Here is a 24,485-nt window from a genome sequence, read left to right on the forward strand (position 1 = left end):
ATTTCCCCAAGGTACCCCTCATGGAACGCTCCAAAAACGATGTCTGGGTCGGCCTGTTCGTGATGATCGGCGCGGCCGCCATCCTGTTCCTGGCGCTGCAGTCCGCCAACCTGCTGTCGCTGAGCTTTCAGTCCTCCTACAAGGTGACGGCGAAATTCGACAACATCGGCGGCCTCAAGCCCAAGGCGGCGGTCAAGAGCGCGGGTGTGGTCGTGGGTCGGGTAGAGTCCATCACCTTCGACGACAAGTCGTTCCAGGCCCGGGTGCTGCTGGCGCTGGAAAGCCGCTACAGCTTTCCCAAGGACAGCTCCCTGAAGATCCTCACCAGCGGCCTGCTGGGCGAGCAGTACATCGGAATCGAAGCCGGCGCCGACGAGAAGGTCTTGGCGGCGGGCGATACCATTTCGACAACGCAATCGGCGGTGGTCCTTGAAAACCTGATCAGCCAGTTCCTGTTCAGCAAGGCAGCCGAGGGTGGAAACAGCAACGCCGCAGCGACGGCTCCGAAAAAATGAACATCACGAGAAACCCGGGTACCCCCCTGACGCGCTTTGCCACATGGATCCTCGCCGCCGGCCTGGTGCTGGCGCTGGCCGGCTGCGCCACCAAACCGACCAATCCCCGCGACCCGTTCGAGCCGTTCAACCGCAAGGCGCTGCAGTTCAACGAGGGCGTCGATGCCATGGTGCTCAAGCCGGTGGCCACGGTCTACCGGGCCCAGGTCCCGCCGCTGGTGCGCACCGGCGTCAGCAACTTCTTCGGCAACCTCAGCGACGGCTGGTCCTTCATCAACAGCGCCCTGCAGTTCAAGTTCCGCAACGCCGCCGAGAACTTCATGCGGCTGAACGTCAACACCTTCTTCGGGCTGGGCGGCATCCTGGACATCGCCAGCGACATGAACATCGAACGGCACCGCGAGGACTTCGGCCAGACGCTGGGCCGCTGGGGCGTGCCGGCCGGGCCGTACATCATGCTGCCGCTGCTGGGACCGTCAACGATGCGTGACACGCTGGCTCTGCCCATCGACTGGACGGCCGACCCGGTCTACTACGTCAAGCCGAGCCAGGACCGCTTCGTGCTGGGTGCGCTGCGTACCGTGGACAAGCGCTCCAATTCGCTGCGGGTCGGCGCAGTGCTGGAAGAAGCGGCGCTGGACAAGTACACCTTCATCCGCGACACCTACCTGCAAAAGCGCAGGGCCGACATCTTCGACCGCGAAATGCCGGCCGACGGCTCGGTCGATGCGCCTTCGGACGGCGCGGTCGAGCCTCCGGCGGCTCCGCTACCCGGACAACCGGCATCGGCCCCGGCGCGTTAAAGGGTTGCAGCCTGTTTCAAACGGCTGGTCCGCCCCGGAACCCGGGGCGGCCTCACAGTTCCAACAGGATTACGCGGCTCGCCGCAACGAAAGAAATCGATGAAACGACGTTTATTCGCCCACCTCGCAGCGACCGTGCTGACGGTTGCTGCCTTTGGGCTGGCGCCGCTGGCCCATGCTGGCGACGAGAGCCCCGACGCGATGATCAAGCGTCTGTCCGACGAGGTGATGGCCTCGATCAAGGCCGACAAGGGCGTGCAGACCGGTGACATGGCCAAGATCATGGCGCTGGTGGACAGCAAGATCATGCCGAACGTGAACTTCCAGCGCATGACGGCCGCCGCCGTCGGGCCGGCCTGGCGCCAGGCCTCGCCGGACCAGCAGAAGCGGCTGCAGGAGGAGTTCAAGACGCTGCTGATTCGCACCTATTCCGGCGCGCTCGACCAGGTGAACGACCAGGTGATCACCGTCAAGCCGCTGCGCGCCGCGCCCACGGATACCGACGTCGTGGTTCGCTCCGAAGTGCGCGGCCGGGGCGATCCGATCCAGCTCGACTACCGCATGGAGAAGGCGCCTTCGGGCTGGAAGATCTACAACCTGAACGTGCTGGGCGTGTGGCTGGTGGAAACCTACCGCAGCCAGTTCGCGCAGGAGATCAACGCCAAGGGCGTGGATGGCCTGATCGCCACCCTGGCCGAGCGCAACCGCTCCAACGCCGCCAAGAAGAGCTGAGGTCCGCGCGTGCTGGTGCTGCCCGCCGAACTGACCCACGAGCATGCCGCCGCTTGCTGCCGGATGCTCGAACAGGGCATGCGCACTGACCCGGCGGCCGTGATCGTGGCCGACGCGTCGGCGCTGGCTCGCTTCGATTCATCCGCGCTGGCCGTGCTGCTCGATTGCCGGCGCGAGGCGCTCGCGCTGGGCAAGAGCCTGGCCGTCAAGGGGCTGCCGCCCCGGCTGCGGGTGCTCGCCGGCCTGTACGGCGTCGCCGAACTGCTGCCCGCGGCCACCTGAAGGGCCTTGCCCGCCCGCCAGGGCAGGCGCAGGGCCGGCAACGTAAAATCGCGGGCTCCGATGCCCGCGATCTCCTTCCAGTCCGTCTCCAAGACCTTTGCTTCCCCTCGCGGCCCGCTCCAGGCGCTCGACGGCGTGAGCTTCGACATCCAGCAGGGCGAATTCTTCGGGCTGCTGGGCCCCAACGGCGCCGGCAAGACCACCCTGATCAGCATCCTGGCCGGCCTGGCCCGCCCGACCTCGGGCAAGGCCATGGTGCTGGGCAGCGATGTGCAGTCAGATTACCGCCAGGCGCGCCGCAAGCTGGGCGTGGTGCCGCAGGAACTGGTGTTCGATCCCTTCTTCACAGTGCGCGAGGCGCTGCGCATCCAGTCGGGCTACTTCGGCGTCAAGAACAACGACGCCTGGATCGACGAACTGCTGGAAAGCCTGGGGCTGGCCGACAAGGCCTCGTCCAACATGCGCCAGCTGTCCGGCGGCATGAAGCGCCGGGTGCTGGTGGCGCAGGCGCTCGTGCACAAGCCGCCCGTGATCGTGCTCGACGAGCCGACCGCGGGCGTCGACGTGGAACTGCGCCAGACGCTGTGGCAGTTCATCGCGAAGTTGAACAAGCAGGGCCACACGGTGCTGCTGACGACCCATTACCTGGAAGAAGCCGAGGCGCTGTGCAGCCGCATCGCGATGCTCAAGGCCGGCCGGGTGGTGGCGCTGGAACGCACCAGCGAGCTGCTCAAGTCGGCCTCCAGCAACGTGCTGCGCTTCAAGATCGACAGCCCGCTGCCGGCCGAATTCGAGGGCAAGGCCCGGGTCACCGGCCGCATCGTGCAGCTGCCGGCGCACGACGCCCACGAGATCGAACGCTACCTGGCGGTGATCCGCCAGGCCGGCCTGCGGGTGGAAGACGTCGAGATCCGCAAGGCCGACCTCGAAGACGTCTTCATCGACGTGATGTCGGCCGACCGCGGCGGCAAGGCGGTGGCGGCGCCGAGCCTGGAGGCGGCACCCTCATGACCGGCTGGCGCACCCTGCTGTACAAGGAAGTCCTGCGTTTCTGGAAGGTCGGTTTCCAGACGGTTGGCGCGCCGGTGCTGACCGCCGTGCTGTACCTGCTGATCTTCGGCCACGTGCTGCAGGACCACGTCAAGGTCTACGACCGCATCGAATACACCGCGTTCCTGATTCCCGGCCTGGTGATGATGAGCGTCCTGCAGAACGCCTTCGCCAACAGTTCGTCGTCGCTGATCCAGAGCAAGATCACCGGCAACCTGGTGTTCGTGCTGCTCACGCCGCTGTCCCACTGGGGCTGGTTCTTCGCCTACGTCGGCTCGTCGGTGGTGCGCGGCCTGGCCGTCGGCCTGGGTGTGTTCGCCGTCACCTCATTCTTCGCCCGGCCCGATTTCGCCGCCCCGCTGTGGATCCTGGTGTTCGCGCTGATGGGAGCGGCCATGCTGGGCGCGCTTGGCCTGATCGCCGGCCTGTGGGCCGAGAAGTTCGACCACATGGCGGCGTTCCAGAACTTCATCATCATGCCGATGACCTTCCTGTCGGGCGTGTTCTATTCGATCCGCTCGCTGCCGCCGGTCTGGCAGGACGTGAGCCACCTCAACCCGTTCTTCTACATGATCGACGGCTTCCGCTACGGCTTCTTCGGGGTCAGCGACGTCACGCCCTGGCTCAGCCTGGCGATCGTCGGCTCCGCGCTGCTGGCGGTGAGCGCCGTCGCCGTCCACCTGCTGCGCATCGGCTACAAGATCCGCAGCTGACCGAGAATCCCGACATGACCGCCGCTGAACTCCAGTCCCTCATCGCCGCCGGCCTTCCCTGCACCCATCTGGTGGTGGACGGGGACGGCCGCCACTGGTCCGCCGTGATCGTTTCCGCGGAATTCGAGGGCAAGCGCCTGATCCAGCGGCACCAGCGCGTCTATGCCACGCTGGGTGCGAGAATGCAGACCGACGAGGTGCATGCCTTGTCGATGCAGACCCTGACACCCGCCGAATGGGCGGCCGCATCCACTTCAAACTGAGCTTTTCATGGACAAATTGCTGATTCGCGGGGGGCGCCAGCTCCATGGCGAGGTCCGGATTTCCGGCGCCAAGAATGCAGCCCTGCCAGAACTGTGCGCGGCGCTGCTCTCCAGCGAGCCGGTGACGCTGCTGAACCTGCCGCGGCTGCAGGACGTGGCGACCATGCTCACCCTGATCCGCAACATGGGCGTCACCATCGAGCAGGTCGAAGGCGGCGTGCGCATCGATTCGAGCAAGCTCAGCTCGCCCGAAGCGCCCTATGAACTGGTCAAGACGATGCGGGCCTCGGTGCTGGCGCTGGGTCCGCTGCTGGCGCGCTTCGGCGACGCCACCGTGTCGCTGCCGGGCGGCTGCGCCATCGGCTCGCGGCCGGTGGACCAGCACATCAAGGGCCTGCAGGCGATGGGCGCCGACATCGTGGTCGAGCACGGCTACATGATCGCCAAGCTGCCCAAGGGCCGCACCCGCCTGCAGGGCGCCAGCATCCGCACCGACATGATCACCGTCACCGGCACCGAGAACTTCCTGATGGCGGCGACCCTGGCCGAGGGCGAGACCGTCCTGGAGAACGCGGCGCAGGAGCCCGAGATCACCGACCTGGCCGAAATGCTGATCGCCATGGGCGCCAAGATCGAAGGCCAGGGCACCAGCCGCATCCGCATCCAGGGCGTGGACAAGCTGCATGGCTGCACCCACCGCGTGGTGGCCGACCGGATCGAGGCCGGCACCTTCCTGTGCGCCGTCGCCGCCACCGGCGGCGACGTCGTGCTGCGGCACGGCCGCGCCGACCACCTCGATGCCGTCATCGACAAGCTGCGCGAGGCGGGCGCCAGCGTGGCGGCGGTCGAGGACGGCATCCACCTGCACTCGCAGGGCCGGCTGGTGGCGCAGAGCTTCCGCACCACCGAATACCCGGGCTTCCCGACCGACATGCAGGCGCAGTTCATGGCGCTCAACGCCATCTCGGAAGGCCCGTCCAAGGTGACGGAGACCATCTTCGAGAACCGCTTCATGCACGTCAACGAGCTGGTGCGGCTGGGGGCCAACATCCAGGTGGACGGCAAGTTCGCCGTGATCGAGGGCGTGCCGCAGCTGTCCGGCGCCGTGGTGATGGCAACCGACCTGCGCGCGTCGGCCAGCCTGGTGATCGCCGGCCTGGTGGCGGACGGCGAGACCATCGTCGACCGCATCTACCACCTGGACCGCGGCTACGACCAGATGGAAGCCAAGCTGCGCGGCATCGGCGCCGACATCGAACGCATCAAGGGATGAAGCAGCAGCCATGATCACGCTGGCCTTGTCCAAGGGACGCATCTTCGAGGAGACCCTGCCGCTGCTGAAGGCCGCCGGGATCGAGGTGCTGGACGACCCCGAGAAATCGCGCAAGCTGATCCTGGAAACCCGCGACCCGCAGGTGCGGGTGGTGCTGGTGCGGGCCAGCGACGTGCCGACCTACGTGCAGTACGGCGGCGCCGACCTGGGCGTCACCGGCCTGGACACCTTGATCGAGCACGGCATCCAGGGCCTGTACCAGCCGCTGGACCTGAAGATCGCCAAGTGCCGGGTCAGCGTCGCGGTGCGTTCCGACTTCGATTACGAATCGGCGGTGCGCCAGGGCTCGCGCCTGAGGGTGGCCACCAAGTACGTCGCGATCGCCCGCGAATTCTTCGCCGCCAAGGGCGTCCACGTGGACCTGATCAAGCTCTATGGCAGCATGGAACTGGCGCCGCTGACCGGCCTGGCCGATGCGATCGTCGACCTGGTTTCCACCGGCAACACGCTCAAGGCCAACAACCTGGTGGAAGTCGAGCGGATCATGGACATCAGTTCGCGGCTGGTGGTGAACCAGGCCGCACTCAAGCTCAAGCGCGACGAGATCCGCCGCATCATCGATGCCTTCGAAGGGGCGATCGCGCCCTGACCGCCATGAGACCGACCGCCTCGCCCGCCCGCCTGTCCACTGACTCCGCCACCTTCGAAGCGGACTTTCGCGCCCGCCTGCACTGGTCGGCGGAAACCGACGCCGAGGTGGAGCAGCGGGTGGCGCAGATCCTGGCCGACGTGCGCGAGCGCGGCGACGCCGCGGTGCTCGAATACACCAAGCGCTTCGACGGCCTCGATGCGCCGTCGATGGCGTCGCTGGAACTGACGCAGGCGGAGCTCAAGTCCGCCTTCGAGCAGCTGCCGGCGGCGCAGCGCGAGGCCCTGCAGGCGGCGGCGCGCCGGGTGCGCAGCTACCACGAGGCGCAGAAGAAGGCCAGCGGCGAGAGCTGGAGCTACCGCGACGCCGACGGCACGCTGCTCGGGCAGAAGGTGACGCCGCTGGACCGCGTCGGCATCTACGTGCCCGGCGGCAAGGCCGCCTATCCCTCGTCGGTGCTGATGAACGCGATTCCGGCCCACGTCGCCGGCGTCAGCGAGATCATCATGGTGGTGCCGACCCCGCGCGGAGAGAAGAACCCGCTGGTGCTGGCCGCGGCCCACGTGGCCGGCGTCAGCCGCGCCTTCACCATCGGCGGCGCCCAGGCCATCGGTGCGCTGGCCTACGGAACGCACACCATCCCGAACGTCGACAAGATCACCGGCCCGGGCAATGCCTACGTGGCCAGCGCCAAGCGCCGGGTGTTCGGCACGGTCGGCATCGACATGATCGCCGGCCCCAGCGAGATCCTGGTGCTGGCCGACGGCAGCACGCCGCCGGACTGGGTGGCGATGGACCTGTTCAGCCAGGCGGAGCACGACGAACTGGCGCAGAGCATCCTGCTGTGCCCCGACCTGGCGTACATCGAGCGGGTGCAGGCCGAGATCGAGCGGCTGCTGCCGCAGATGCAGCGCGCCGGCATCATCGCCAAGTCCCTCAATGGCCGCGGCGCGCTGATCCATACCCGCAGCATGGAAGAGGCATGCGAGATCAGCAATCGCATCGCGCCCGAACACCTGGAGGTGGCCAGCAGCGAGCCGCACCGCTGGGAGCCGCTGCTGCGGCATGCCGGCGCCATCTTCCTGGGCAGCTACACCAGCGAGTCGCTGGGTGACTATTGCGCCGGTCCCAACCACGTGTTGCCCACCAGCGGCACGGCGCGCTTTTCCAGCCCGCTGGGCGTGTACGACTTCCAGAAGCGCAGCAGCCTGATCGAGGTGACGCAGGCCGGGGCCCAGGCGCTCGGCGCGATCGCCTCGGTGCTGGCGCACGGGGAGGGCTTGCAGGCCCACGCCCTGGCGGCCGAAATGAGATTGGACAAATGACTGCTCTGCAACGCGACCTGGCCAAGCTGATCCGCCAGGACATCCAGTCCATGCACGCCTATGCGATCCAGCCCTCGGCCGGCTTGATCAAGCTGGACGCGATGGAGAATCCGCACCGGTTGTCGCCCGAGTTGCAGGCGCAGCTGGGCCGCCGGCTCGGGACGCTGGCGCTGAACCGCTATCCGGCCGGCCAGGTCGACGACCTGCGCGCCGCGCTGGCGAAGTACGCGGGCATGCCCGATGGCTTCGACATCATGCTGGGCAACGGCTCGGACGAACTGATCTCGCTGGTCGCGATGGCCTGCGACGTGCCCGGCGCCTCGATCCTGGCGCCGCTGCCGGGCTTCGTGATGTACGCGATGAGCGCGCAGCTGCAGGGGCTGAAGTTCACCGGCGTGGACCTGACGCCGGACTTCGGGCTCGACGAACCGGCGATGCTGGCGGCGATCGCCGAACAGCGGCCGTCCATCATCTACATCGCCTATCCGAACAATCCCACGGCCAACCTCTGGGACGACGCGGTGATCGACAGGATCATCGCCGCGGCGCCCGGCCTCGTCGTGATCGACGAGGCCTACCAGCCCTTTTCCAGCCGCAGCTACATCGACCGGCTGGCGCGCCACAGCCACGTGCTGCTGATGCGCACCATGAGCAAGTTCGGCCTGGCCGGCGTGCGCATCGGCTACATGATGGGGCCGAAGGCGCTGATCGCGCAGTTCGACAAGGTCCGCCCGCCCTACAACATCAGCGTGCTCAACTGCGAGGCGGCGCTGTTCGCGCTGGAGCACGCCGGGGTGTTTGCGGCCCAGGCCGGCGAGCTGCGCAAGGAGCGCTCGCGCATCCAGGCCGCGCTGGCCGCGCTGCCGGGCGTCAAGGCCTGGCCCAGCGACGCCAACATGATCCTGGCGCGCTTCCCGGACGCGCAGCGCACCTTCGACGGCCTGAAGGCGCACGGCGTGCTGGTCAAGAACGTTTCTAGAATGCATCCATTGCTGGCGAACTGCCTGCGCCTCACCGTCGGCACCGAAGGTGAGAACACGCAGCTGCTGTCGGCGCTCAAGGCCTCCCTATGACTGCACTCCCGACCACCGACCGGCAAGCCGAAGTCGTGCGCAACACTGCCGAAACGCAGATCACGGCGCGCGTCAACCTGGACGGCACCGGCAAGGCGAATCTCGCGACCGGGATCGGCTTCTTCGACCACATGCTGGACCAGATCGCCCGCCACGGGCTGATCGACCTGGACATCCAGGCCGCCGGCGACCTGCACATCGACGGCCACCACACGGTGGAAGACGTCGGCATCACCTTCGGCCAGGCGGTCTACAAGGCCGTCGGCGACAAGAAGGGGATCCGCCGCTACGGCCACGCCTACGTGCCGCTGGACGAAGCGCTGTCGCGCGTGGTGATCGATTTCTCGGGCCGCCCCGGCCTGGTCATGAACGTGCCGTTCAAGAGCGGCATGATCGGCACCTTCGACAGCCAGCTGGCGCACGAGTTCTTCCAGGGCTTCGCCAACCATGCCTTCGTCACGCTGCACATCGACAACCTGCGCGGCGAGAACGCCCACCACCAGTGCGAGACGGTGTTCAAGGCGTTCGCCCGGGCGCTGCGCTCGGCGCTGGAACTCGATCCCCGCGCCGCCGGCACCATCCCGAGCACCAAGGGCTCGCTCTGAATCGATGAAGACAGTCGCGGTCGTCGATTACGGCATGGGCAACCTGCGCTCGGTGTCGCAGGCGGTGCGCCACGTGGCGCAGGGCAGCGGCTTCGAGGTGGTCGTCACCTCGCGGCCGCAGGATGTGCGCGAGGCCGAGCGCATCGTGCTGCCGGGGCAGGGCGCCATGCCCGACTGCATGCGCGAACTGTGCGAATCGGGCCTGCTGGAGCCGGTGCTGGAAGCGGCCGCCTCCAAGCCGCTGTTCGGCGTCTGCGTCGGCATGCAGATGCTGCTCGATCGCAGCGCCGAGGGCCCGACCGAGGGCCTGGGCCTGATCCACGGCGAAGTCGTCAGGTTCGAGCTGGCCGGTCGCCTGCAGCCCGATGGCAGCCGCTACAAGGTGCCGCAGATGGGATGGAACCAGGTCTGGCAGACCCGGCCGCACGCACTGTGGGCGGGAATTCCGGACGGCAGCTACTATTACTTCGTGCACAGCTACTACGCCAGAACGTCGGATGCGCGCCACAGCGTGGGAGAGGCCGATTACGGCGCGCGCTTTACCGCCGCAATTGCACGCGATAATATTTTCGCAACCCAATTCCACCCCGAGAAGAGCGCCGACCACGGTCTGGCGCTGTACCGCAATTTCCTGCAATGGACCCCCTGATCGAACAACAAAGCGGATCGCTGCGATCGGCCTTGTGATCGTCCCGTTATGCTCCTCATCCCCGCGATCGACCTGAAAGACGGTCACTGTGTCCGCCTCAAGCAGGGCGACATGGACCAAGCCACCACATTCGGCGAAGACCCGGCTGCCATGGCGCGCAGCTGGCTGGAACGCGGCGCGCGCCGGCTCCATCTGGTGGACCTCAACGGCGCCTTCGCCGGCAAGCCGCAGAATTTCACCGCCATCCGCTCCATCCTCAAGGCGGTCGGCGAGGAGATCCCGGTGCAGCTCGGCGGCGGCATCCGCGACCTGGACACCATCGAGAAGTACATCGACGGCGGCCTGCGCTACGTGATCATCGGCACCGCCGCGGTCAAGAACCCCGGTTTCCTCAAGGACGCCTGCACCGCCTTTGGCGGCCACATCATCGTGGGGCTGGATGCCAAGGACGGCAAGGTCGCCACCGACGGCTGGAGCAAGCTGACCGGCCACGAGGTGGTGGACCTGGCGCGCAAGTTCGAGGACTGGGGCGTGGAATCGATCATCTACACCGACATCGGCCGCGACGGCATGCTGTCGGGCATCAACATCGAAGCCACCGTCAAGCTGGCGCGGGCCCTGCACATCCCGGTGATCGCCTCAGGCGGCCTGTCCAACATGGCCGACATCGAGAACCTCTGCGCGGTGGAGGAGGAAGGCATCGAGGGCGTGATCTGCGGCCGCGCGATCTATTCGGGCGACCTCGACTTCGGCCAGGCCCAGGCCAAGGCCGACGAACTCGGCGCCTAGTCGTCGCTCCAGGAACTGTCCTTGCTGGCCAAACGCATCATTCCCTGCTTGGATGTGACGGGCGGCCGCGTCGTCAAGGGCGTCAATTTCGTCGAGCTGCGCGACGCCGGCGATCCGGTGGAAATCGCTGCCCGCTACAACCTGCAGGGCGCCGACGAACTGACCTTCCTGGACATCACCGCCACCAGCGACGAACGCGACCTGATCCTGCCGATCATCGAGGCGGTCGCCTCGCAGGTCTTCATCCCGCTCACCGTGGGCGGCGGCGTCCGCACGGTGGAAGACGTGCGCCGGCTGCTCAACGCCGGCGCCGACAAGACCAGCTTCAATTCGGCGGCGATCGCCACCCCGCAGGTGATCAACGCAGCGTCGGACAAATACGGCGCCCAGTGCATCGTGGTGGCGATCGACGCCAAGCGCCGCTCGCCGGAGGAAGCCGCGGCGCGCGGGCCCGGCTGGGACGTGTACAGCCATGGCGGGCGCAAGAACACCGGCCTGGACGCCGTCGCCTGGGCCGGCGAGATGGTCAAGCGCGGCGCTGGCGAGATCCTCCTGACCAGCATGGACCGGGACGGCACGAAGTCCGGCTTCGACCTGGAGTTGACGCGCGCCGTCAGCGATGCAGTGAGCGTGCCGGTGATCGCGTCCGGCGGGGTCGGCACGCTGGACCACCTGGCCGACGGCATCCAGCGCGGCGGGGCCGACGCGGTGCTGGCGGCCAGCATCTTCCACTACGGCGAATTCACGATCGGGCAGGCCAAGGCCAGGATGGCCGAGCGCGGAATTCCGGTGCGGCTCTGATCGCCGGTCCGGCGGATGCCGGACAATAGCCGGATGGACTGGCTCGACGAAGTGAAATGGGACGCGCAGGGGCTGGTGCCCGTGATCGCGCAGGAGGTCGGCACGAACGACGTGCTGATGTTCGCCTGGATGGACCGCGAGGCCTTGCGGCAGACGGCCGAACGGGGCCGCGCCGTGTACTACAGCCGCTCCCGCGGCAAGCTCTGGTTCAAGGGCGAGGAATCGGGCCACGTCCAGACGGTGCACGAGATCCGCATCGATTGCGACAACGACGTGCTGCTGCTGAAGGTGACCCAGCTCGGGCATGATCCGTCGATCGCCTGCCACACCGGGCGCCACAGCTGCTTTTTCAGCCGTTATCGCGATGGGGTGTGGGAAGCCATTGAACCGGTGCTGAAAGACCCCAGCTCCATCTACCAGCACAAGCCATGAGCGCCAAGCCCGCAAGTCCCTCGCCGCAGCCCGCACCGTCCCGCAACGGCGCGGACGCGCTGGCGCGCCTGGCCGCGGTGATCGAAAGCCGCAAGCCCGCCAGCGGCGGCGACCCGCAGGCCAGCTACGTCGCGCGGCTGCTGCACAAGGGCCCGGACGCGTTCCTCAAGAAGATCGGCGAGGAGGCCACCGAGGTGGTGATGGCGGCCAAGGATGCCGACCACGGCGGCGACCCCAGGCGCATCGTCGGCGAAGTGGCGGACCTGTGGTTCCACAGCATGATCGCGCTGGCACACTACGGCCTGGCGCCGGCCGACGTGATCGCCGAGCTGGAGCGGCGCGAAGGCACCAGCGGGATCGAGGAAAAGGCCCTGCGCAAGGCAATTCACCGCGAAGGAGAGGGCAATGGCTGAAACCGATCTGGCGGAACTGGAGGGGCGCAGCTCCGGCGACCGCACCTTCATGTACGTGTTGTACGGGCTGCATACGCTGGCCTGGTTCAGCGCCGGCATGCTGGCGGTGATTGCGGTGGTCCTGAACTACATCAAGCGCGGCGACGAGCAGGACCCGCTCTACGTCATGCACCACAACTACATGATTTCCACCTTCTGGTGGACGCTGTTGTGGCTGGTGATCACCGCTCCGCTGTGGCTGGTGTTCTTCTTCCCCGGGGCCGCGGCCTATTTCATCATCTGGCTCTGGTACCTTTACCGCTGCGTGCGCGGCTGGCTGCGCTTTGCCGACGGCAGGCCCCCGCGCTGACCCCTTGAAGTTTCACGGCCATGAGCTCCGACCATTCCAGTTGCCTGTTCTGCAAGATCGTCCGCGGGGAGATTCCCTCGCGCAAGGTGTACGAGGACGACGAGCTGCTCGTCTTCCACGACATCCACCCCTGGGCGCCGGTGCACTTCCTGATGGTGCCAAAAAGGCACATCGACTCGCTCGCGCAGGTCCAGGAGGCGGACGCGCCGCTGCTGGGCCGCATGCTGGCCCTGGCGCCGAAGCTGGCGCTGCAGGAAGGCTGCCGGCCCTATCCGCAGGGCGGCCACCGGGTCGTCATCAACACCGGGGCGGAGGGCGGCCAGGAGGTCCACCACCTACACGTGCACGTGATGGGCGGCCCCCGGCCGTGGCTCAAAGGCTGAGTCCGGCAAGGGCATGTCGGGCGAACTTCAGCCGGCGTCTAAAATCTCACCAGTTCGTTTAGGAGTACTCCATGGGTTCATTTTCAATCTGGCACTGGCTGATCGTGTTGCTGATCGTCGTGATGGTGTTCGGCACCAAGAAGCTCAAGAACATCGGCTCTGACCTGGGTGGGGCCGTCAAGGGCTTCAAGGACGGCATGAAGGAGGGCTCGGTCCCGGACGTGCCGGTGCCGCCGCAACAGGTCGGCACCGCCCCCGGCGCGACCGACAAGACGACCATCGACGTCGAAGCCAAGAACCGTTCCTGATCGCCGTCCGTGATCGATCTCGGCATTGAAAAGATGATGGTGATCAGCGTGGTCGCGCTGATCGTCATCGGTCCGGAAAAGCTGCCCCGGGTGGCGCGGACGGTCGGCACGCTGCTGGGCAAGGCCCAGCGCTACGTGGCCGACGTGAAGGCCGAGGTCAACCGCTCGATGGACCTGGAAGAGTTGAAGAAGATGAAGGAGACGGTGGAGACGGCCGCCCGCGACGTGGAGGGCTCCATCCACAGCGGCGCCGCCGACTTCGAGAAGCAGTGGTCCGAGGCCACCAGCACCGCGCAGGCGGCGCTGCCCGAGGTGCCGGTCTATCCCGAGTACAAGCACCCGAAGAAGAAGTGGCGCATCAAGCAGGGCGCCACGCCCACCTGGTACAAGGCCCGCAACGGCATCCGCACCAAGGCGCTGTCGGGCGCGGCCCGGGTGGCGCGCTACCGTCCGCACAAGTTCAACTGATGTCGGACACCTCGAACAAAGAAGACGAACTCGCCGGCACCGAACAGCCCTTCGTCGCCCACCTGGTCGAACTGCGCGACCGGCTGATCAAGGCGATCGTCGCCATCGCGGTGGTCGCCGCCGTGCTGTTCGTCTATCCCGGGCCGGCGGCGCTGTACGACATCCTGGCGGCGCCGCTGATCCACAGCCTGCCCAAGGGCGCCACGCTGATCGCCACCTCGGTGATCTCGCCGTTCCTGGTGCCGCTGAAGATCCTGCTGATGGCGGCCTTCATGGGCGCGCTGCCGGTGGTCCTTTACCAGGCCTGGGCCTTCATCGCCCCGGGCCTGTACCTGCACGAGAAGAAGCTGGTGCTGCCGCTGGTGGTGTCCAGCACGGTCCTGTTCTTCATCGGCGTCGCCTTCTGCTACTTCTTCGTGTTCGGCCAGGTGTTCAAGTTCATCCAGAGCTTCGCGCCCAAGAGCATCACGGCGGCGCCCGACATCGAGGCCTATCTCAGCTTCGTGCTCACCATGTTCCTGGCCTTCGGGCTGGCTTTCGAGGTGCCGATCGTGGTGGTGGTGCTGGCGCGGCTGGGTTTCGTCTCGATCGAGAAGCTCAAGAGCTTCCGCGGCTATTTCATCGTGCTGGCGTTCATCATCGCCGCGGTGATCACGCCGCCGGACGTGGTCTCGCAGCTGGCGCTGGCGGTGCCGATGTGCCTGCTGTACGAGGTGGGCATCTGGGCCGCGCAGATCTTCATCCGCAACACCCAGCCGCCGCCGGAAACCAGCGCCGCGGATTCCTGAGCGAGCGTCAGCGCGGCACGGCGCGGGGCTTGGGCCGCACCCCGGGCGTGACCTTCAGTTCCATGTTCTCGTCGCGCCGCTGCAGCCGAACGCCGGCGGCGGTGCCCGGCTTGAGCGCCGCGACCTGCGACAGCAGTTCCGACACCGCGGAGATCTGCTTGCCGCCGACCTCCACGATCACGTCGCCCGGGCGGATGCCGGCCTGCGCCGCCGGCCCGTTCTGCAGCACGCCGGTGATCAGCACGCCGCGCTTGGCCTTGACGCCGAAGGTCTCCATCAGCTCCGGGGAGAGTTCGGCCGGCTCGACGCCGATCCAGCCGCGGGTCACCACGCCGTCCTTGACGATGCTCTCCAGCACCTGCTTGGCGGTGGACACCGGGATGGCGAAGCCGATGCCCATGCTGCCGCCGGTGCGCGAATAGATCGCCGTGTTGATCCCCATCAGCGTGCCGTTGGCGTCCACCAGCGCACCGCCGGAGTTGCCTGGATTGATGGCGGCGTCGGTCTGGATGAAGTTCTCGAAGGTGTTGATGCCCAGCTGGTTGCGCCCCAGCGCCGAGACGATGCCGCTGGTGACGGTCTGGCCGACGCCGAACGGGTTGCCGATGGCCAGCACCTGGTCGCCCACCTGCAGCGAATCGGAGTTGCCCAGGGTGATCACGGGCAGCCGGTCCAGCGCCACCTTCAGGATCGCCAGGTCGCTTTCCGGGTCGGTTCCGATCACCTTCGCGCGGGCCCGCCGGCTGTCGTTGAGGACCACCTCGATCTCGTCGGCGCCGTCGACCACGTGGTTGTTGGTCAGGATGTAGCCGTCCGGACTGATGATCACGCCGCTGCCCAGGCCGGCCTGCGGCTGGCTGTTGGCCTGGTCGCCGAAGAAGAAGCGGAACCAGGGGTCGTTGGCCTGTGGATGCTGTTCGGGCGCTTTGGTGGTGTTGATGCTGACCACCGCGGCCGACGCGCGCTTCGCCGCCAGCCGGAAGCTGCCGCTGGGCACTGCAGCCACCGGCACGGCAGGCGCCTCGATCAGCGAAATGCCGGTCGCTCCCGGCCGCAGCGCGCGGCCGATCCAGTCAGGCTTGAGCGTGGCCACCACGAAATAGACCGCCAGGACGACGGTGACAGCCTGCGAGAAAACCAGCCAGTAACGACGCATGATGGATTGGGGCGGGGTAATCCCGCAGTGTAGACGGCCGTCGCCCTCGACGGGCCTCAGTGGCGCATCGGGCGCGCCCTGGCGCCATGGTGGCGCGCGCCCGCGATCCGCCGGACCGCAAGCTGGGCCTGTTCCACCGGCACGATCCGGCCGGTCTGCGGATCCAGCATCGCGGTGCGCGAGGGCGTGGCGCGGGCCGCTTCCGCCATCCGCTCGGCGTCGTTCAGCACCTCGTCCAGATGCGCTTCCTGCGCCGTGAGGTGCACGATCCCGACGCCGATGTCGGGATGGACCTCCAGCCGCTGGCCGTCGCTGCTGCCGACCTCGACCGGCCGGCGCAGGCTGCACGCCACCCGCAGCCCCAGCGTGCGCAGCCACACCGGCGCGTCGATCGACTCCACCAGGCAGACGAAGCAGGAGTCGTAATAGCGCCCCACCGGGTTGACCACGCCGACCTGGCGCTGGATCCGCCCGGCCAGCCGGATGAACATGTCGTTGACTCCGCGCGGGCCGGCCTGGGCCCGGACGCGGTCGATGTTGAACACCATGACCGCCAGCACCGCGCCGTCGTGCTTCATGCGGCGGCGCCGAAGCTGTGCCTTGACCAGCCGCTGGCCCAGGGTGACGCCGGTATGCAGGCGCGTGACGGGATCGAAGTCCGAGCTCGCCTCTTCGTGCCTGGCCTGCCAGTCGTGCTGGTCGCGCCGCCAGAGCACGTAGCCGATCAGGCCGTTGGCGAGCGCCGCGCAAACGGCAAAGCCTGCTTCCCAGGCCGCAGTGACGCCGGGCAGCGGGATCGCGGTGGCGTACATGCCGCCGATGGCCGGCAGCGTCAGCAGGCAGCCGAAGGCCATCGCCGAGGCCAGCCGGTCGCCCATCAGCGAAGCACGCCAGATCGCCCAGAGCGTCAGCGAGGCGGCCAGCAGCGACACCGCCCCCGCCAGCGGCAGGCGCTGCGGCGCCGGCAATGCGAAGCAGGCCAGCGCTGCCAGCGGCGCGACCAGTGCAGCCAGCCGCAGGCTGCCGGCCATCAGCCGTTCGCGATGCCGGGCATTGAGCCAGCCGCCGACGAGGAAGGCCGACAGGCCGACGCAGAGCGGCCCGGCCATCACCTGGACGGCTTCCAGGATGTCGGGCTCCAAGTCCGGCGCCAATGCCTCCGGCAGGCCACTGAGCACGGCCACGAAGCCCAGGACGGCGAGATGAAATGCGTTGCTGTGCGCCACCGACGGCGTCGGGTGGATGGCGAGGTCGACCGCGCGCCCGAGCGCGATGGCGCCGATCGCGCCGAGCGCCAGGCTCCAGATCGTGATTTCCACCGCAGTCATCGCGACGGCCGTCCCTGAATTCTTGTTCGATGGTCCGGTGTGCCCGGGAACGAAAGCATTATTCGACGCCGGCCACCGGCCAGGATGGGGGAGTTCCCTAGGCTGGACGACAATCCGGCCATGGCCACCCAGCACCAGTTCCTGAACGCATTCGACGCGCTGCCGGCGGTGGCGACTCCGCTGTCGGGCGTGAGTCCAGCATGAAGCCGATCGCGATCACCCTGGGCGACCCGGCCGGCATCGGGCCTGAAATCATCGTCAAGGCCTTCCGCGACGGCAGCGCCGCGCTGGCCGGATGCTTCGTGGCAGGCGACCTGGATTGCCTGCGCCGCGGCGCCGCCGCCGTGCAGCAGGGCCAGGCCGGCGTGCCGATCGCAGTGATCGAGGCGCCGGCGCAGGTGCTGGATGTGCCGCCGCGCTGCATCCCGCTGTTGCAGGTCGTGGCGCCGCAGCCGCTGCCGCCGCTCGGAGAAGTCAGCGCTGCCGCCGGCCGGATCGCCGCCGATTGCGTGACCTGGGCGGCGCGGGCTGCGCTGCGCGGCGAGATCGCCGCTCTGGTGACGGCACCACTGCACAAGGAAGCGCTGGCTGCCGCCGGTGTCCGCTTTCCCGGCCACACGGAATTGCTGCAGGCCGAGGCGGCAGCGTTCGCGGGCCGCACCGTGGCCGATATGCCGGTGCGGATGATGCTGGCGAGCGACGAGTTGCGCACCGTGCTGGTGAGCATCCACATGTCGCTGCGCGACGCGATCGAGGCCGTCAGCTTCGACAACGTGCTGCAGACCATTCGCATCGCCCACGCGTCCCTGTCGGCGGTGCTGGGGCGCAAGCCGCGCATCGGCGTGGCGGGACTGAACCCTCATGCGGGCGAGGGCGGCCTGTTCGGCCGCGAAGAAGTGGAAGTGATCGCCCCGGCGCTGCGGGCGGCCCAGGCCGAGGGCATCGATGCCCTCGGCCCGTTCGCGCCGGACACGGTCTTCATGCGGGCCCGATCGGGCGGCGGCCGCGCCGGAGAGTTCGACGTGGTGGTGGCGATGTACCACGACCAGGGCCTGATCCCGGTGAAGTACCTCGGGGTGGACAAGGGCGTGAACGTCACCCTGGGCCTGCCGATGGTGCGGACCAGTCCGGACCACGGGACGGCCTTCGACATCGCCGGCAGCGGCCGGGCCGATCCCTCCAGCCTGCTGCAAGCGGTGCAGATGGCCCGCCTGCTGGCGGCGGGTCCGGTTGCGGTCAGCTGCGCCTGAGGCTGTCGCGGATTTCGCGCAGCAGCACGATGTCCTCGGCCGGCGCTGCCGGCGCCGCCGCTGGTCCGGTGCGCCGCATGCGGTTGATCTGCCGCACCATCAGGAAGATGATCAGCGCCAGGATGGCGAAGTTCACGGCGACGGTGATGAAGTTGCCGTAGGCCAGCACCGGCACCCCGGCCTTCTTCAGCGCGTCCAGGGTCTGCGGCGTGCCGGCGGGCACCGGCCTGAGCACGACGAACAGGCTGGAGAAATCGAGCTTGCCGAAGATCGCGGCCACGACCGGCATGATCAGGTCGTTGACCATCGAGTCGACGATCTTGGCGAACGCCGCGCCGATGATCACGCCGACGGCGAGATCGACGACGCTGCCCTTGACCGCGAACTCGCGGAATTCCTTCATCATCCCCATGGCGTCTGCTCCTGTTGTTGGCCGTCGCAGTATCGGCGCAACACGGTGCCGCCGTGTTGAATTCGTCATTTACGGTCAGCTACAATCGTCGGTTGACCCTGACAGCGACATCCTTGAGGACCCCCATGAGCGACACCCCAGTGGACACCAGCAAGCGGACGTGGCTGATCGCGTCCGGTTGTGCTGGTGCTGTGGGCGCCGGTTTCACCGCCGTGCCCTTCGTCAGCAGTTTTGAGCCTTCGGAGCGTGCGAAGGCCGCAGGTGCGCCGGTGGAAGCGGACATTTCCGCATTGAAGCCGGGCGAGAAGATGACGGTGGAATGGCGCGGCAAGCCCGTGTGGATCGTCCGCCGCACGCCGGAGCAGGTGGCCGAACTGCCGAAGAACGACCCCTTGCTGGCCGACCCGAAGTCGCAGCGCAAGCAGGACGAACTGACCCCGAAGTACGCGCGCAACGAGGGCCGCTCGATCAAGCCCGAATACTGGGTTGGCGTCGGCATCTGCACGCACCTGGGTTGCTCGCCTTCGGACAAGTTCCAGCCCGGCCCGCAGCCCTCGCTGCCTGACAGCTGGCCGGGCGGCTTCCTGTGCCCCTGCCACGGTTCGACCTTCGACCTGGCGGGGCGCGTGTACAAGAACAAGCCCGCGCCGGACAACCTTGAGGTGCCGCCCCACATGTACGTGTCGGACACCCGGTTGCTGATCGGCGAAGACAAGAAGGCTTAAGCACCATGGCTGAATTCAAGGAAATCTCCCCGAACGCCACGGCCGGCGCCAAGCTCGCCAACTGGTTCGACAACCGCTTCCCGACGGCAGGCGCCGCCTATCGCGAGCACATGTCGGAGTACTACGCTCCGAAGAACTTCAACTTCTGGTACTTCTTCGGCTCGCTGGCGATGCTGGTGCTGGTGATCCAGATCGTCACCGGCATCTTCCTGGTGATGCATTACAAGCCGGACGCGGCCAAGGCCTTCGAGTCGGTCGAGTACATCATGCGCGACGTGCCCTGGGGCTGGCTGGTGCGCTACATGCACTCCACCGGCGCCTCGGCCTTCTTCATCGTGGTCTACCTGCACATGTACCGCGGCCTGATCTACGGCAGCTACCGCAAGCCGCGCGAGCTGGTGTGGATCTTCGGCTGCGCGATCTTCCTGGTGCTGATGGCGGAGGCCTTCATGGGCTACCTGCTGCCCTGGGGCCAGATGTCCTATTGGGGCGCCCAGGTGATCGTCAACCTGTTCTCCGCGATTCCCTTCGTCGGTCCGGACCTGGCGCTGCTGATCCGCGGCGATTACGTGGTGTCCGATGCCACGCTGAACCGCTTCTTCAGCTTCCACGTGATCGCCGTGCCGCTGGTGCTGCTGGGCCTGGTGGCTGCGCACATCTTCGCGCTGCACGACGTCGGCTCGAACAACCCGGACGGCGTCGAGATCAAGGCCGGCCCGAAGGACGCCAACGGCAGGCCGGTGGACGGCATCCCGTTCCACCCGTTCTATACGGTGCATGACCTGTTCGGCGTGTCTGTGTTCCTGATGGTGTTCTCCGCGATCATCTTCTTCGCGCCGGAGCTGGGCGGCTACTTCCTCGAGTACAACAACTTCATCCCGGCCGATCCGCTCAAGACGCCGCTGCACATCGCTCCGGTCTGGTATTTCACGCCCTTCTATTCGATGCTGCGCGCGATCACCAGCGAGATGATGTACGCGCTGATCGCGTGCGTGGTGGCGGCGGCGGGCTTCGGCGTGCTGAAGTCCCGGCTGTCGGGCCTGTTGAAGGCGGTGGTGGCGGTTGCCGCGGTCATCGTCGTGGCGCTGATGCTGTCGATCGACGCCAAGTTCTGGGGCGTGCTGGTGATGGGCGGCGCCGTGATCATCCTGTTCTTCCTGCCCTGGCTGGACAACAGCCCGGTCAAGTCGATCCGCTACCGTCCGGGCTGGCACAAGGCGGTGTACGGCGTGTTCGTGGTGAACTTCGTCGTGCTCGCCTACCTGGGCGTGCAACCGCCCTCGCCGATCGGCGAGCGGGTGTCCCAGGTTGGCACGCTGTTCTATTTCGGCTTCTTCCTGCTGATGCCGTGGTGGAGCCGGCTGGGCGAATTCAAGCCCGTGCCGGAGCGCATCACGTTCGCCGCGCATTGAGCTGGAGACTGTCAAGAATGAAAAAACTGATCCTGATCCTGCTGGCCGCCTTCGGCTTCGCCCTGGGCGCGCACGCCGCCGAAGGCGAGGGGATTGTCTGGGACAAGGCCCCGAGCAACACCAACGACCTGCCGGCGCTGCAGAACGGCGCCAAGCTGTTCGTCAATTACTGCCTGAACTGCCACTCGGCAGCCTTCATGCGCTACAACCGCCTGCGCGACATCGGCCTGACCGAGCAGCAGATCAAGGACAACCTGCTGTTCACCACCGACAAGGTGGGCGACACCATGAAGTCGGCGATAGACCCGCGGCAGGCCAAGGAATGGTTCGGCGCCAACCCGCCCGACCTGAGCGTGATCGCCCGTTCGCGCTCCGGCCACGGCGGCACCGGCGCGGATTACATCTACACCTACCTGCGCACCTACTACCGCGACAACAGCAAGGCCACCGGCTGGAACAACCTGGCGTTCCCCAACGTCGGCATGCCGCACGCGCTGTGGGAATTGCAGGGCCAGCGGGAGCCGCAGTTCGACACCCGCGAGATCCACGGCCACGAAGCCAAGGTTTTCACCGGCTGGAAGCAGGTCACCCCAGGAACTCTGAGCCCCCTGCAATACGAGCAGGCGGTCGGCGACCTCGTCGGCTACCTGCAATGGATGGCGGAACCGGCGCAGAACTCGCGCGTGCGGGTCGGCGTGTGGGTGCTGCTGTTCCTCGGCGTGCTGACGCTCTTCACCTGGCGCCTGAATGCGGCGTTCTGGAAAGACGTTCACTGACAAGGCGAAACGCCGGCGGCCGGCGGCCGCCCGCGCGTCCTTCCATGAGTGGGCTGCTTCAGGCACCCACTCTTTTTTGATTTAAGGAGCCTTCATCATGATGGTGCTGTATTCGGGAACCACCTGTCCTTTCTCCCACCGCTGCCGCTTCGTGCTGTTCGAAAAGGGGATGGACTTCGAGATCCGCGACGTCGACCTGTACAACAAGCCGGAAGACATCAACGTGATGAATCCGTACGGCCAGGTTCCGATCCTGGTCGAGCGCGACCTCATCCTGTACGAGTCGAACATCATCAACGAGTACATCGACGAGCGCTTCCCGCATCCGCAGCTGATGCCCGGCGACCCGGTGGACCGCGCCCGCGTGCGCCTGTTCCTGCTCAACTTCGAGAAGGAACTGTTCGTCCACGTCAGCACGCTGGAATCGCGCGCCGCCAAGAGCAACGAGAAGGCGCTGGAGAAGGCGCGGGCGCACATCCGCGACCGCCTGACCCAGCTGGCCCCGGTGTTCCTGAAGAACAAGTACATGCTCGGCGAGAATTTCTCGATGCTGGACGTGGCCATCGCGCCTCTGCTGTGGCGGCTGGATTACTATGGAATCGAGCTGTCCAAGAACGCCGCGCCCCTGCTGAAGTACGCAGAGCGCATCTTCTCGCGGCCCGCCTACATCGAAGCGCTCACGCCGTCCGAAAAGGTGATGCGCAAGTAATCGCCCTGCCCAATGATGAATGCGCTGGAATCGACGTCCACCCGCCCTTACCTGATCCGGGCCCTGTACGACTGGTGCACCGACAACGGCCTGACGCCGTACGTGGCGGTGCTGGTGGACGATTCCGTGCAGGTGCCGCGCGAGTACGTCAAGAACGGTGAAATCGTGCTGAACATCAGCTTCGACGCCACCAGCTCGCTCAAGCTGGGCAACGATTTCATCGAGTTCAAGGCCCGCTTTGCCGGCAGCGCCCGCGAGATCATCGTGCCCGTGAACCGCGTGATCGCCATCTACGCGCGCGAGAACGGCCAGGGCATGGCCTTCCCGGTGGCGGGCCCCGGGGCGGACGAGGCACCGCGGCCCTCGCCGCTGTCCAGCGTTCCGGCGGCCGGCGCCGGCGCCGACGCGGAGCCCAAGGTGGTGCAGCTGGTCAACCCCGAGGTGGTTTCCGACGGCAAGGATGCGCCGGAGCCGCCACGGCCTCCCAGCGGTCCGCGGCCTTCGCTCAAGCGCGTCAAGTAGCTAGAATTTCCCCGTGCCGATTTAGCTCAGTTGGTAGAGCAACCGCCTTGTAAGCGGTAGGTCGTCAGTTCGATTCCGACAATCGGCACCATTGGACCGCCAGGCGGTCGTTTCGCCTGCTTGGTTACCTTTGAGCGCTTTGAACCTTCAAACGGATTGAGGTAACCTGCCAGCCGCAGTCGGCCAGACGGCTCTGCAGGGCCGGCAGGACCTGCCTCAATTTGGCGGCTGCGGCGTTGTTGCCCACGAGCAGGCACCAGCTGCTGCCGTCGATGGGGCCGGCCTTGACCGCGGGGCGCAGTGCCGGCGGGATCAGGGGCTGGATGGCCTTGAGTCGCTCGCCGGATTCGCGCGCGAGCTCCGCCAGCCGCGCCAGGGCGGGGGACTCTTCGGCGGCCTGCAGCAGCGTGACCGGATGGTTGCGTCGGTTGGTCAAAGAACAGAGAGCGAGGAGATCAAGTGCATTTCATTATCACGGACGCGTGGCTGGCGAAGAGTCGCGCGGTGCATCTGAGCGGCACGCGCCTGCTGCTGTCGCTGCTGGCGCTGTCGCTGGCCCTGATGGTGACGGCCGCGGGCCTATACCACTGGGTGTTCCTCAAGGGCGCGCGCGAAGGCTGGCCCGTCATCGGCGCGCTGGTGCGGCTGGTGGTGAAGGACGAATTCGAGCAGCGCGACCGGTTCATGCGCGAAAACCTCGATGCCATGGCGCGCAAGGTCGGCGAGATGCAGGCCAGGATGGTGCAGCTGGAAGCGCTCGGTGAGCGGGTGTCCGGCCTGGCCGGCGTCAATCCGGCCGACATCAAGGTGGCGCCGGGCCGGGGCGGCGCCCTGGTCGCGGGGCCGTCTCTGACGCTGGAGCAGCTGCAGGCCACGCTGGCGGAGCTTGACCAGGTGGCCGAACAGCGCACCGACCTGATGACGGTCATGGAGTCGCGCCTGCTGGACCAGAAGATCCGCAAGATGATGGTGCCGACCCAGCAGCCGGTGCTGAACGGCCACGTCGGTTCCGCGTTCGGCTGGCGCATCGACCCCTTCACCGGCCGTTCGGCCCTTCACACCGGGCTTGATTTCCAGGCCGACACCGGGACGGCGATCCTGGCAGCGGCCGGCGGCGTGGTCGTCACCCAGGAATTGAACCCGGCCTACGGCAACATGATCGAGATCGACCATGGCAACGACGTGATCACGCGTTACGCCCATGCGTCGCGGGTCTGGGTGAAGAAGGGCGACCTGGTCAAGCGCGGCCAGAAGCTGGCCGAGGTCGGCACCACCGGCCGTTCCACCGGTCCGCACCTGCATTTCGAGGTGCTGGTGCAGGGGGTACCGCAGGATCCGCAGAAGTTCCTGGCCGCGGGGCAGAACCTGGCCGGCCCCCAATTGGCCAGGGCCGGCGCACCGGCCACGCTCCAGATCGCCAGCCACAGGTAAAATCAGCGGCTTTGCTGGATCCGCCGATGCCTTGCATTGGCCGGCTCCGGCCTCATTTTCCATCCTGCATAACAAAGGATTGCGCTGCCCCTGCGGGCCCC

At 67.1% G+C, this 24,485-nt stretch carries 33 protein-coding genes and 1 tRNA gene; 30 read left to right on the forward strand and 4 right to left on the reverse strand.

Annotated elements, in window-relative coordinates; genetic code table 11:
* Positions 1–20 precede the first annotated feature (20 nt).
* From mlaD to tatC, 22 genes are all read left to right on the forward strand, one after another.
* Positions 21–515, forward strand: coding sequence for an outer membrane lipid asymmetry maintenance protein MlaD (gene mlaD, locus ACFPOE_RS23070; RefSeq protein ID WP_376852694.1), 495 nt, complete (start codon positions 21–23; stop codon positions 513–515).
* Positions 512–1,318: an MlaA family lipoprotein gene (locus ACFPOE_RS23075; protein ID WP_376852695.1), complete on the forward strand. Its 807-nt coding sequence runs from the start codon at positions 512–514 to the stop codon at positions 1,316–1,318. Before mlaD ends, ACFPOE_RS23075 begins: the two co-directional genes overlap by 4 nt.
* Positions 1,319–1,417: 99 nt before the next feature.
* Positions 1,418–2,050 (forward strand): MlaC/ttg2D family ABC transporter substrate-binding protein, encoded by a 633-nt coding sequence (locus ACFPOE_RS23080; protein WP_376852696.1) that lies wholly within the window; start codon positions 1,418–1,420, stop codon positions 2,048–2,050.
* 9 nt (positions 2,051–2,059) lie between these two features.
* Positions 2,060–2,332 carry an STAS domain-containing protein gene (locus ACFPOE_RS23085; protein ID WP_376852697.1) on the forward strand — a complete coding sequence of 91 codons (273 nt, stop codon included), beginning with the start codon at positions 2,060–2,062 and terminating at the stop codon, positions 2,330–2,332.
* Positions 2,333–2,392: 60 nt separating this feature from the next.
* Complete coding sequence (locus tag ACFPOE_RS23090; RefSeq protein WP_376852698.1) at positions 2,393–3,343, forward strand: ABC transporter ATP-binding protein; 951 nt, start codon at positions 2,393–2,395, stop codon at positions 3,341–3,343.
* Entirely contained in the window at positions 3,340–4,095 is a 756-nt protein-coding gene (locus ACFPOE_RS23095) for an ABC transporter permease (RefSeq protein ID WP_376852699.1), read from the forward strand. Before ACFPOE_RS23090 ends, ACFPOE_RS23095 begins: the two co-directional genes overlap by 4 nt.
* A gap of 14 nt (positions 4,096–4,109) precedes the next feature.
* Positions 4,110–4,358, forward strand: a complete 249-nt coding sequence (locus ACFPOE_RS23100) for a BolA family protein (RefSeq protein WP_376852700.1) — start codon at positions 4,110–4,112, stop codon at positions 4,356–4,358.
* 7 nt (positions 4,359–4,365) lie between these two features.
* Positions 4,366–5,631, forward strand: a complete 1,266-nt coding sequence (gene murA / locus ACFPOE_RS23105; RefSeq protein WP_376852701.1) for a UDP-N-acetylglucosamine 1-carboxyvinyltransferase — start codon at positions 4,366–4,368, stop codon at positions 5,629–5,631.
* 10 nt (positions 5,632–5,641) lie between these two features.
* The gene (hisG, locus tag ACFPOE_RS23110; RefSeq protein ID WP_376852702.1) at positions 5,642–6,280 is read left to right on the forward strand and encodes an ATP phosphoribosyltransferase; all 639 of its coding nucleotides are present in this window, start codon (positions 5,642–5,644) and stop codon (positions 6,278–6,280) included.
* Positions 6,281–6,285: 5 nt separating this feature from the next.
* Positions 6,286–7,605 (forward strand): histidinol dehydrogenase, encoded by a 1,320-nt coding sequence (gene hisD / locus ACFPOE_RS23115; protein WP_376852703.1) that lies wholly within the window; start codon positions 6,286–6,288, stop codon positions 7,603–7,605.
* The gene (hisC, locus tag ACFPOE_RS23120; protein ID WP_376852704.1) at positions 7,602–8,678 is read left to right on the forward strand and encodes a histidinol-phosphate transaminase; all 1,077 of its coding nucleotides are present in this window, start codon (positions 7,602–7,604) and stop codon (positions 8,676–8,678) included. Before hisD ends, hisC begins: the two co-directional genes overlap by 4 nt.
* Positions 8,675–9,283, forward strand: a complete 609-nt coding sequence (gene hisB / locus ACFPOE_RS23125; RefSeq protein ID WP_376852705.1) for an imidazoleglycerol-phosphate dehydratase HisB — start codon at positions 8,675–8,677, stop codon at positions 9,281–9,283. Before hisC ends, hisB begins: the two co-directional genes overlap by 4 nt.
* 4 nt (positions 9,284–9,287) lie before the next feature.
* Positions 9,288–9,932 carry an imidazole glycerol phosphate synthase subunit HisH gene (hisH, locus tag ACFPOE_RS23130; protein WP_376852706.1) on the forward strand — a complete coding sequence of 215 codons (645 nt, stop codon included), beginning with the start codon at positions 9,288–9,290 and terminating at the stop codon, positions 9,930–9,932.
* 48 nt (positions 9,933–9,980) lie between these two features.
* A complete protein-coding gene (gene hisA / locus ACFPOE_RS23135) occupies positions 9,981–10,721 on the forward strand; it encodes a 1-(5-phosphoribosyl)-5-[(5-phosphoribosylamino)methylideneamino]imidazole-4-carboxamide isomerase (RefSeq protein WP_376852707.1) in 741 nt (246 codons plus the stop codon).
* Between the two features lie 21 nt (positions 10,722–10,742).
* Entirely contained in the window at positions 10,743–11,522 is a 780-nt protein-coding gene (gene hisF, locus ACFPOE_RS23140) for an imidazole glycerol phosphate synthase subunit HisF (RefSeq protein WP_376852708.1), read from the forward strand.
* 33 nt (positions 11,523–11,555) lie between these two features.
* Positions 11,556–11,954, forward strand: a complete 399-nt coding sequence (gene hisI, locus ACFPOE_RS23145; RefSeq protein WP_376852709.1) for a phosphoribosyl-AMP cyclohydrolase — start codon at positions 11,556–11,558, stop codon at positions 11,952–11,954.
* Positions 11,951–12,367 carry a phosphoribosyl-ATP diphosphatase gene (locus tag ACFPOE_RS23150; RefSeq protein WP_376852710.1) on the forward strand — a complete coding sequence of 139 codons (417 nt, stop codon included), beginning with the start codon at positions 11,951–11,953 and terminating at the stop codon, positions 12,365–12,367. The genes hisI and ACFPOE_RS23150 overlap by 4 nt, the downstream gene beginning before the upstream one ends.
* Positions 12,360–12,716 carry a DUF4870 family protein gene (locus ACFPOE_RS23155; protein ID WP_376852711.1) on the forward strand — a complete coding sequence of 119 codons (357 nt, stop codon included), beginning with the start codon at positions 12,360–12,362 and terminating at the stop codon, positions 12,714–12,716. Before ACFPOE_RS23150 ends, ACFPOE_RS23155 begins: the two co-directional genes overlap by 8 nt.
* A gap of 20 nt (positions 12,717–12,736) precedes the next feature.
* Positions 12,737–13,099 (forward strand): histidine triad nucleotide-binding protein, encoded by a 363-nt coding sequence (locus tag ACFPOE_RS23160; RefSeq protein ID WP_376852712.1) that lies wholly within the window; start codon positions 12,737–12,739, stop codon positions 13,097–13,099.
* A gap of 71 nt (positions 13,100–13,170) precedes the next feature.
* A complete protein-coding gene (gene tatA, locus ACFPOE_RS23165; protein ID WP_376852713.1) occupies positions 13,171–13,407 on the forward strand; it encodes a Sec-independent protein translocase subunit TatA in 237 nt (78 codons plus the stop codon).
* 9 nt (positions 13,408–13,416) lie between these two features.
* On the forward strand, positions 13,417–13,875 hold the full coding sequence (gene tatB / locus ACFPOE_RS23170; RefSeq protein ID WP_376852714.1) for a Sec-independent protein translocase protein TatB: 459 nt from the start codon (positions 13,417–13,419) through the stop codon (positions 13,873–13,875).
* Positions 13,875–14,663 (forward strand): twin-arginine translocase subunit TatC, encoded by a 789-nt coding sequence (gene tatC, locus ACFPOE_RS23175; protein WP_376852715.1) that lies wholly within the window; start codon positions 13,875–13,877, stop codon positions 14,661–14,663. The genes tatB and tatC overlap by 1 nt, the downstream gene beginning before the upstream one ends.
* 7 nt (positions 14,664–14,670) lie before the next feature.
* Here the strand turns inward: tatC and ACFPOE_RS23180 are convergent, their stop codons facing one another.
* Positions 14,671–15,819, reverse strand: a complete 1,149-nt coding sequence (locus ACFPOE_RS23180; RefSeq protein WP_376852716.1) for a Do family serine endopeptidase — start codon at positions 15,817–15,819, stop codon at positions 14,671–14,673.
* 56 nt (positions 15,820–15,875) lie between these two features.
* Entirely contained in the window at positions 15,876–17,138 is a 1,263-nt protein-coding gene (locus ACFPOE_RS23185) for a diguanylate cyclase domain-containing protein (RefSeq protein WP_376852717.1), read from the reverse strand.
* Between the two features lie 209 nt (positions 17,139–17,347).
* Here ACFPOE_RS23185 and pdxA point away from each other — a divergent pair, with 209 nt between their 5' ends.
* Complete coding sequence (gene pdxA / locus ACFPOE_RS23190; RefSeq protein WP_376852718.1) at positions 17,348–18,397, forward strand: 4-hydroxythreonine-4-phosphate dehydrogenase PdxA; 1,050 nt, start codon at positions 17,348–17,350, stop codon at positions 18,395–18,397.
* Here the strand turns inward: pdxA and mscL are convergent.
* Positions 18,384–18,809, reverse strand: coding sequence for a large conductance mechanosensitive channel protein MscL (mscL, locus tag ACFPOE_RS23195; RefSeq protein ID WP_376852719.1), 426 nt, complete (start codon positions 18,807–18,809; stop codon positions 18,384–18,386). The two genes, pdxA and mscL, sit on opposite strands and share 14 nt — an antisense overlap.
* Before the next feature lie 125 nt (positions 18,810–18,934).
* On the opposite strand from mscL, the gene petA reads away from it, so the two are divergent.
* The 6 genes from petA to ACFPOE_RS23225 all read left to right on the forward strand — a co-directional run bounded on the left by petA (position 18,935) and on the right by ACFPOE_RS23225 (position 23,044).
* Complete coding sequence (gene petA, locus ACFPOE_RS23200; protein WP_376852720.1) at positions 18,935–19,534, forward strand: ubiquinol-cytochrome c reductase iron-sulfur subunit; 600 nt, start codon at positions 18,935–18,937, stop codon at positions 19,532–19,534.
* Between the two features lie 5 nt (positions 19,535–19,539).
* Positions 19,540–20,946: a cytochrome b gene (locus ACFPOE_RS23205; protein WP_376852721.1), complete on the forward strand. Its 1,407-nt coding sequence runs from the start codon at positions 19,540–19,542 to the stop codon at positions 20,944–20,946.
* Between the two features lie 17 nt (positions 20,947–20,963).
* Positions 20,964–21,722 (forward strand): cytochrome c1, encoded by a 759-nt coding sequence (locus tag ACFPOE_RS23210; protein ID WP_376852722.1) that lies wholly within the window; start codon positions 20,964–20,966, stop codon positions 21,720–21,722.
* A gap of 97 nt (positions 21,723–21,819) precedes the next feature.
* Positions 21,820–22,431 carry a glutathione S-transferase N-terminal domain-containing protein gene (locus ACFPOE_RS23215; RefSeq protein WP_141509423.1) on the forward strand — a complete coding sequence of 204 codons (612 nt, stop codon included), beginning with the start codon at positions 21,820–21,822 and terminating at the stop codon, positions 22,429–22,431.
* 15 nt (positions 22,432–22,446) lie between these two features.
* The gene (locus ACFPOE_RS23220; protein WP_376852855.1) at positions 22,447–22,953 is read left to right on the forward strand and encodes a ClpXP protease specificity-enhancing factor; all 507 of its coding nucleotides are present in this window, start codon (positions 22,447–22,449) and stop codon (positions 22,951–22,953) included.
* Between the two features lie 15 nt (positions 22,954–22,968).
* A tRNA-Thr gene (locus ACFPOE_RS23225) sits at positions 22,969–23,044 on the forward strand.
* A gap of 33 nt (positions 23,045–23,077) precedes the next feature.
* Here the strand turns inward: ACFPOE_RS23225 and ACFPOE_RS23230 are convergent.
* Entirely contained in the window at positions 23,078–23,389 is a 312-nt protein-coding gene (locus ACFPOE_RS23230; RefSeq protein WP_376852723.1) for a hypothetical protein, read from the reverse strand.
* A gap of 23 nt (positions 23,390–23,412) precedes the next feature.
* Here ACFPOE_RS23230 and ACFPOE_RS23235 point away from each other — a divergent pair, with 23 nt between their 5' ends.
* Entirely contained in the window at positions 23,413–24,384 is a 972-nt protein-coding gene (locus ACFPOE_RS23235) for a M23 family metallopeptidase (protein ID WP_376852724.1), read from the forward strand.
* Positions 24,385–24,485: the final 101 nt, after the last annotated feature.

Origin of the sequence: Caenimonas terrae (genome assembly GCF_042655405.1) — a bacterium.
Taxonomy (GTDB): Bacteria; Pseudomonadota; Gammaproteobacteria; order Burkholderiales; family Burkholderiaceae_C; genus Ramlibacter; species Ramlibacter terrae_A.

Coding starts and splice junctions, on each gene's coding strand:
- mlaD (WP_376852694.1), top strand. CDS start 21: ATGGAACGCTCCAAAAACGATGTCTGGGTCGGCCTGTTCGTGATGATC.
- ACFPOE_RS23075 (WP_376852695.1), top strand. CDS start 512: ATGAACATCACGAGAAACCCGGGTACCCCCCTGACGCGCTTTGCCACA.
- ACFPOE_RS23080 (WP_376852696.1), top strand. CDS start 1,418: ATGAAACGACGTTTATTCGCCCACCTCGCAGCGACCGTGCTGACGGTT.
- ACFPOE_RS23090 (WP_376852698.1), top strand. CDS start 2,393: ATGCCCGCGATCTCCTTCCAGTCCGTCTCCAAGACCTTTGCTTCCCCT.
- ACFPOE_RS23095 (WP_376852699.1), top strand. CDS start 3,340: ATGACCGGCTGGCGCACCCTGCTGTACAAGGAAGTCCTGCGTTTCTGG.
- ACFPOE_RS23100 (WP_376852700.1), top strand. CDS start 4,110: ATGACCGCCGCTGAACTCCAGTCCCTCATCGCCGCCGGCCTTCCCTGC.
- murA (WP_376852701.1), top strand. CDS start 4,366: ATGGACAAATTGCTGATTCGCGGGGGGCGCCAGCTCCATGGCGAGGTC.
- hisG (WP_376852702.1), top strand. CDS start 5,642: ATGATCACGCTGGCCTTGTCCAAGGGACGCATCTTCGAGGAGACCCTG.
- hisD (WP_376852703.1), top strand. CDS start 6,286: ATGAGACCGACCGCCTCGCCCGCCCGCCTGTCCACTGACTCCGCCACC.
- hisC (WP_376852704.1), top strand. CDS start 7,602: ATGACTGCTCTGCAACGCGACCTGGCCAAGCTGATCCGCCAGGACATC.
- hisB (WP_376852705.1), top strand. CDS start 8,675: ATGACTGCACTCCCGACCACCGACCGGCAAGCCGAAGTCGTGCGCAAC.
- hisH (WP_376852706.1), top strand. CDS start 9,288: ATGAAGACAGTCGCGGTCGTCGATTACGGCATGGGCAACCTGCGCTCG.
- hisA (WP_376852707.1), top strand. CDS start 9,981: ATGCTCCTCATCCCCGCGATCGACCTGAAAGACGGTCACTGTGTCCGC.
- hisI (WP_376852709.1), top strand. CDS start 11,556: ATGGACTGGCTCGACGAAGTGAAATGGGACGCGCAGGGGCTGGTGCCC.
- ACFPOE_RS23150 (WP_376852710.1), top strand. CDS start 11,951: ATGAGCGCCAAGCCCGCAAGTCCCTCGCCGCAGCCCGCACCGTCCCGC.
- ACFPOE_RS23155 (WP_376852711.1), top strand. CDS start 12,360: ATGGCTGAAACCGATCTGGCGGAACTGGAGGGGCGCAGCTCCGGCGAC.
- ACFPOE_RS23160 (WP_376852712.1), top strand. CDS start 12,737: ATGAGCTCCGACCATTCCAGTTGCCTGTTCTGCAAGATCGTCCGCGGG.
- tatA (WP_376852713.1), top strand. CDS start 13,171: ATGGGTTCATTTTCAATCTGGCACTGGCTGATCGTGTTGCTGATCGTC.
- tatC (WP_376852715.1), top strand. CDS start 13,875: ATGTCGGACACCTCGAACAAAGAAGACGAACTCGCCGGCACCGAACAG.
- ACFPOE_RS23180 (WP_376852716.1), bottom strand. CDS start 15,819: ATGCGTCGTTACTGGCTGGTTTTCTCGCAGGCTGTCACCGTCGTCCTG.
- pdxA (WP_376852718.1), top strand. CDS start 17,348: ATGAAGCCGATCGCGATCACCCTGGGCGACCCGGCCGGCATCGGGCCT.
- mscL (WP_376852719.1), bottom strand. CDS start 18,809: ATGGGGATGATGAAGGAATTCCGCGAGTTCGCGGTCAAGGGCAGCGTC.
- petA (WP_376852720.1), top strand. CDS start 18,935: ATGAGCGACACCCCAGTGGACACCAGCAAGCGGACGTGGCTGATCGCG.
- ACFPOE_RS23205 (WP_376852721.1), top strand. CDS start 19,540: ATGGCTGAATTCAAGGAAATCTCCCCGAACGCCACGGCCGGCGCCAAG.
- ACFPOE_RS23210 (WP_376852722.1), top strand. CDS start 20,964: ATGAAAAAACTGATCCTGATCCTGCTGGCCGCCTTCGGCTTCGCCCTG.
- ACFPOE_RS23215 (WP_141509423.1), top strand. CDS start 21,820: ATGATGGTGCTGTATTCGGGAACCACCTGTCCTTTCTCCCACCGCTGC.
- ACFPOE_RS23220 (WP_376852855.1), top strand. CDS start 22,447: ATGAATGCGCTGGAATCGACGTCCACCCGCCCTTACCTGATCCGGGCC.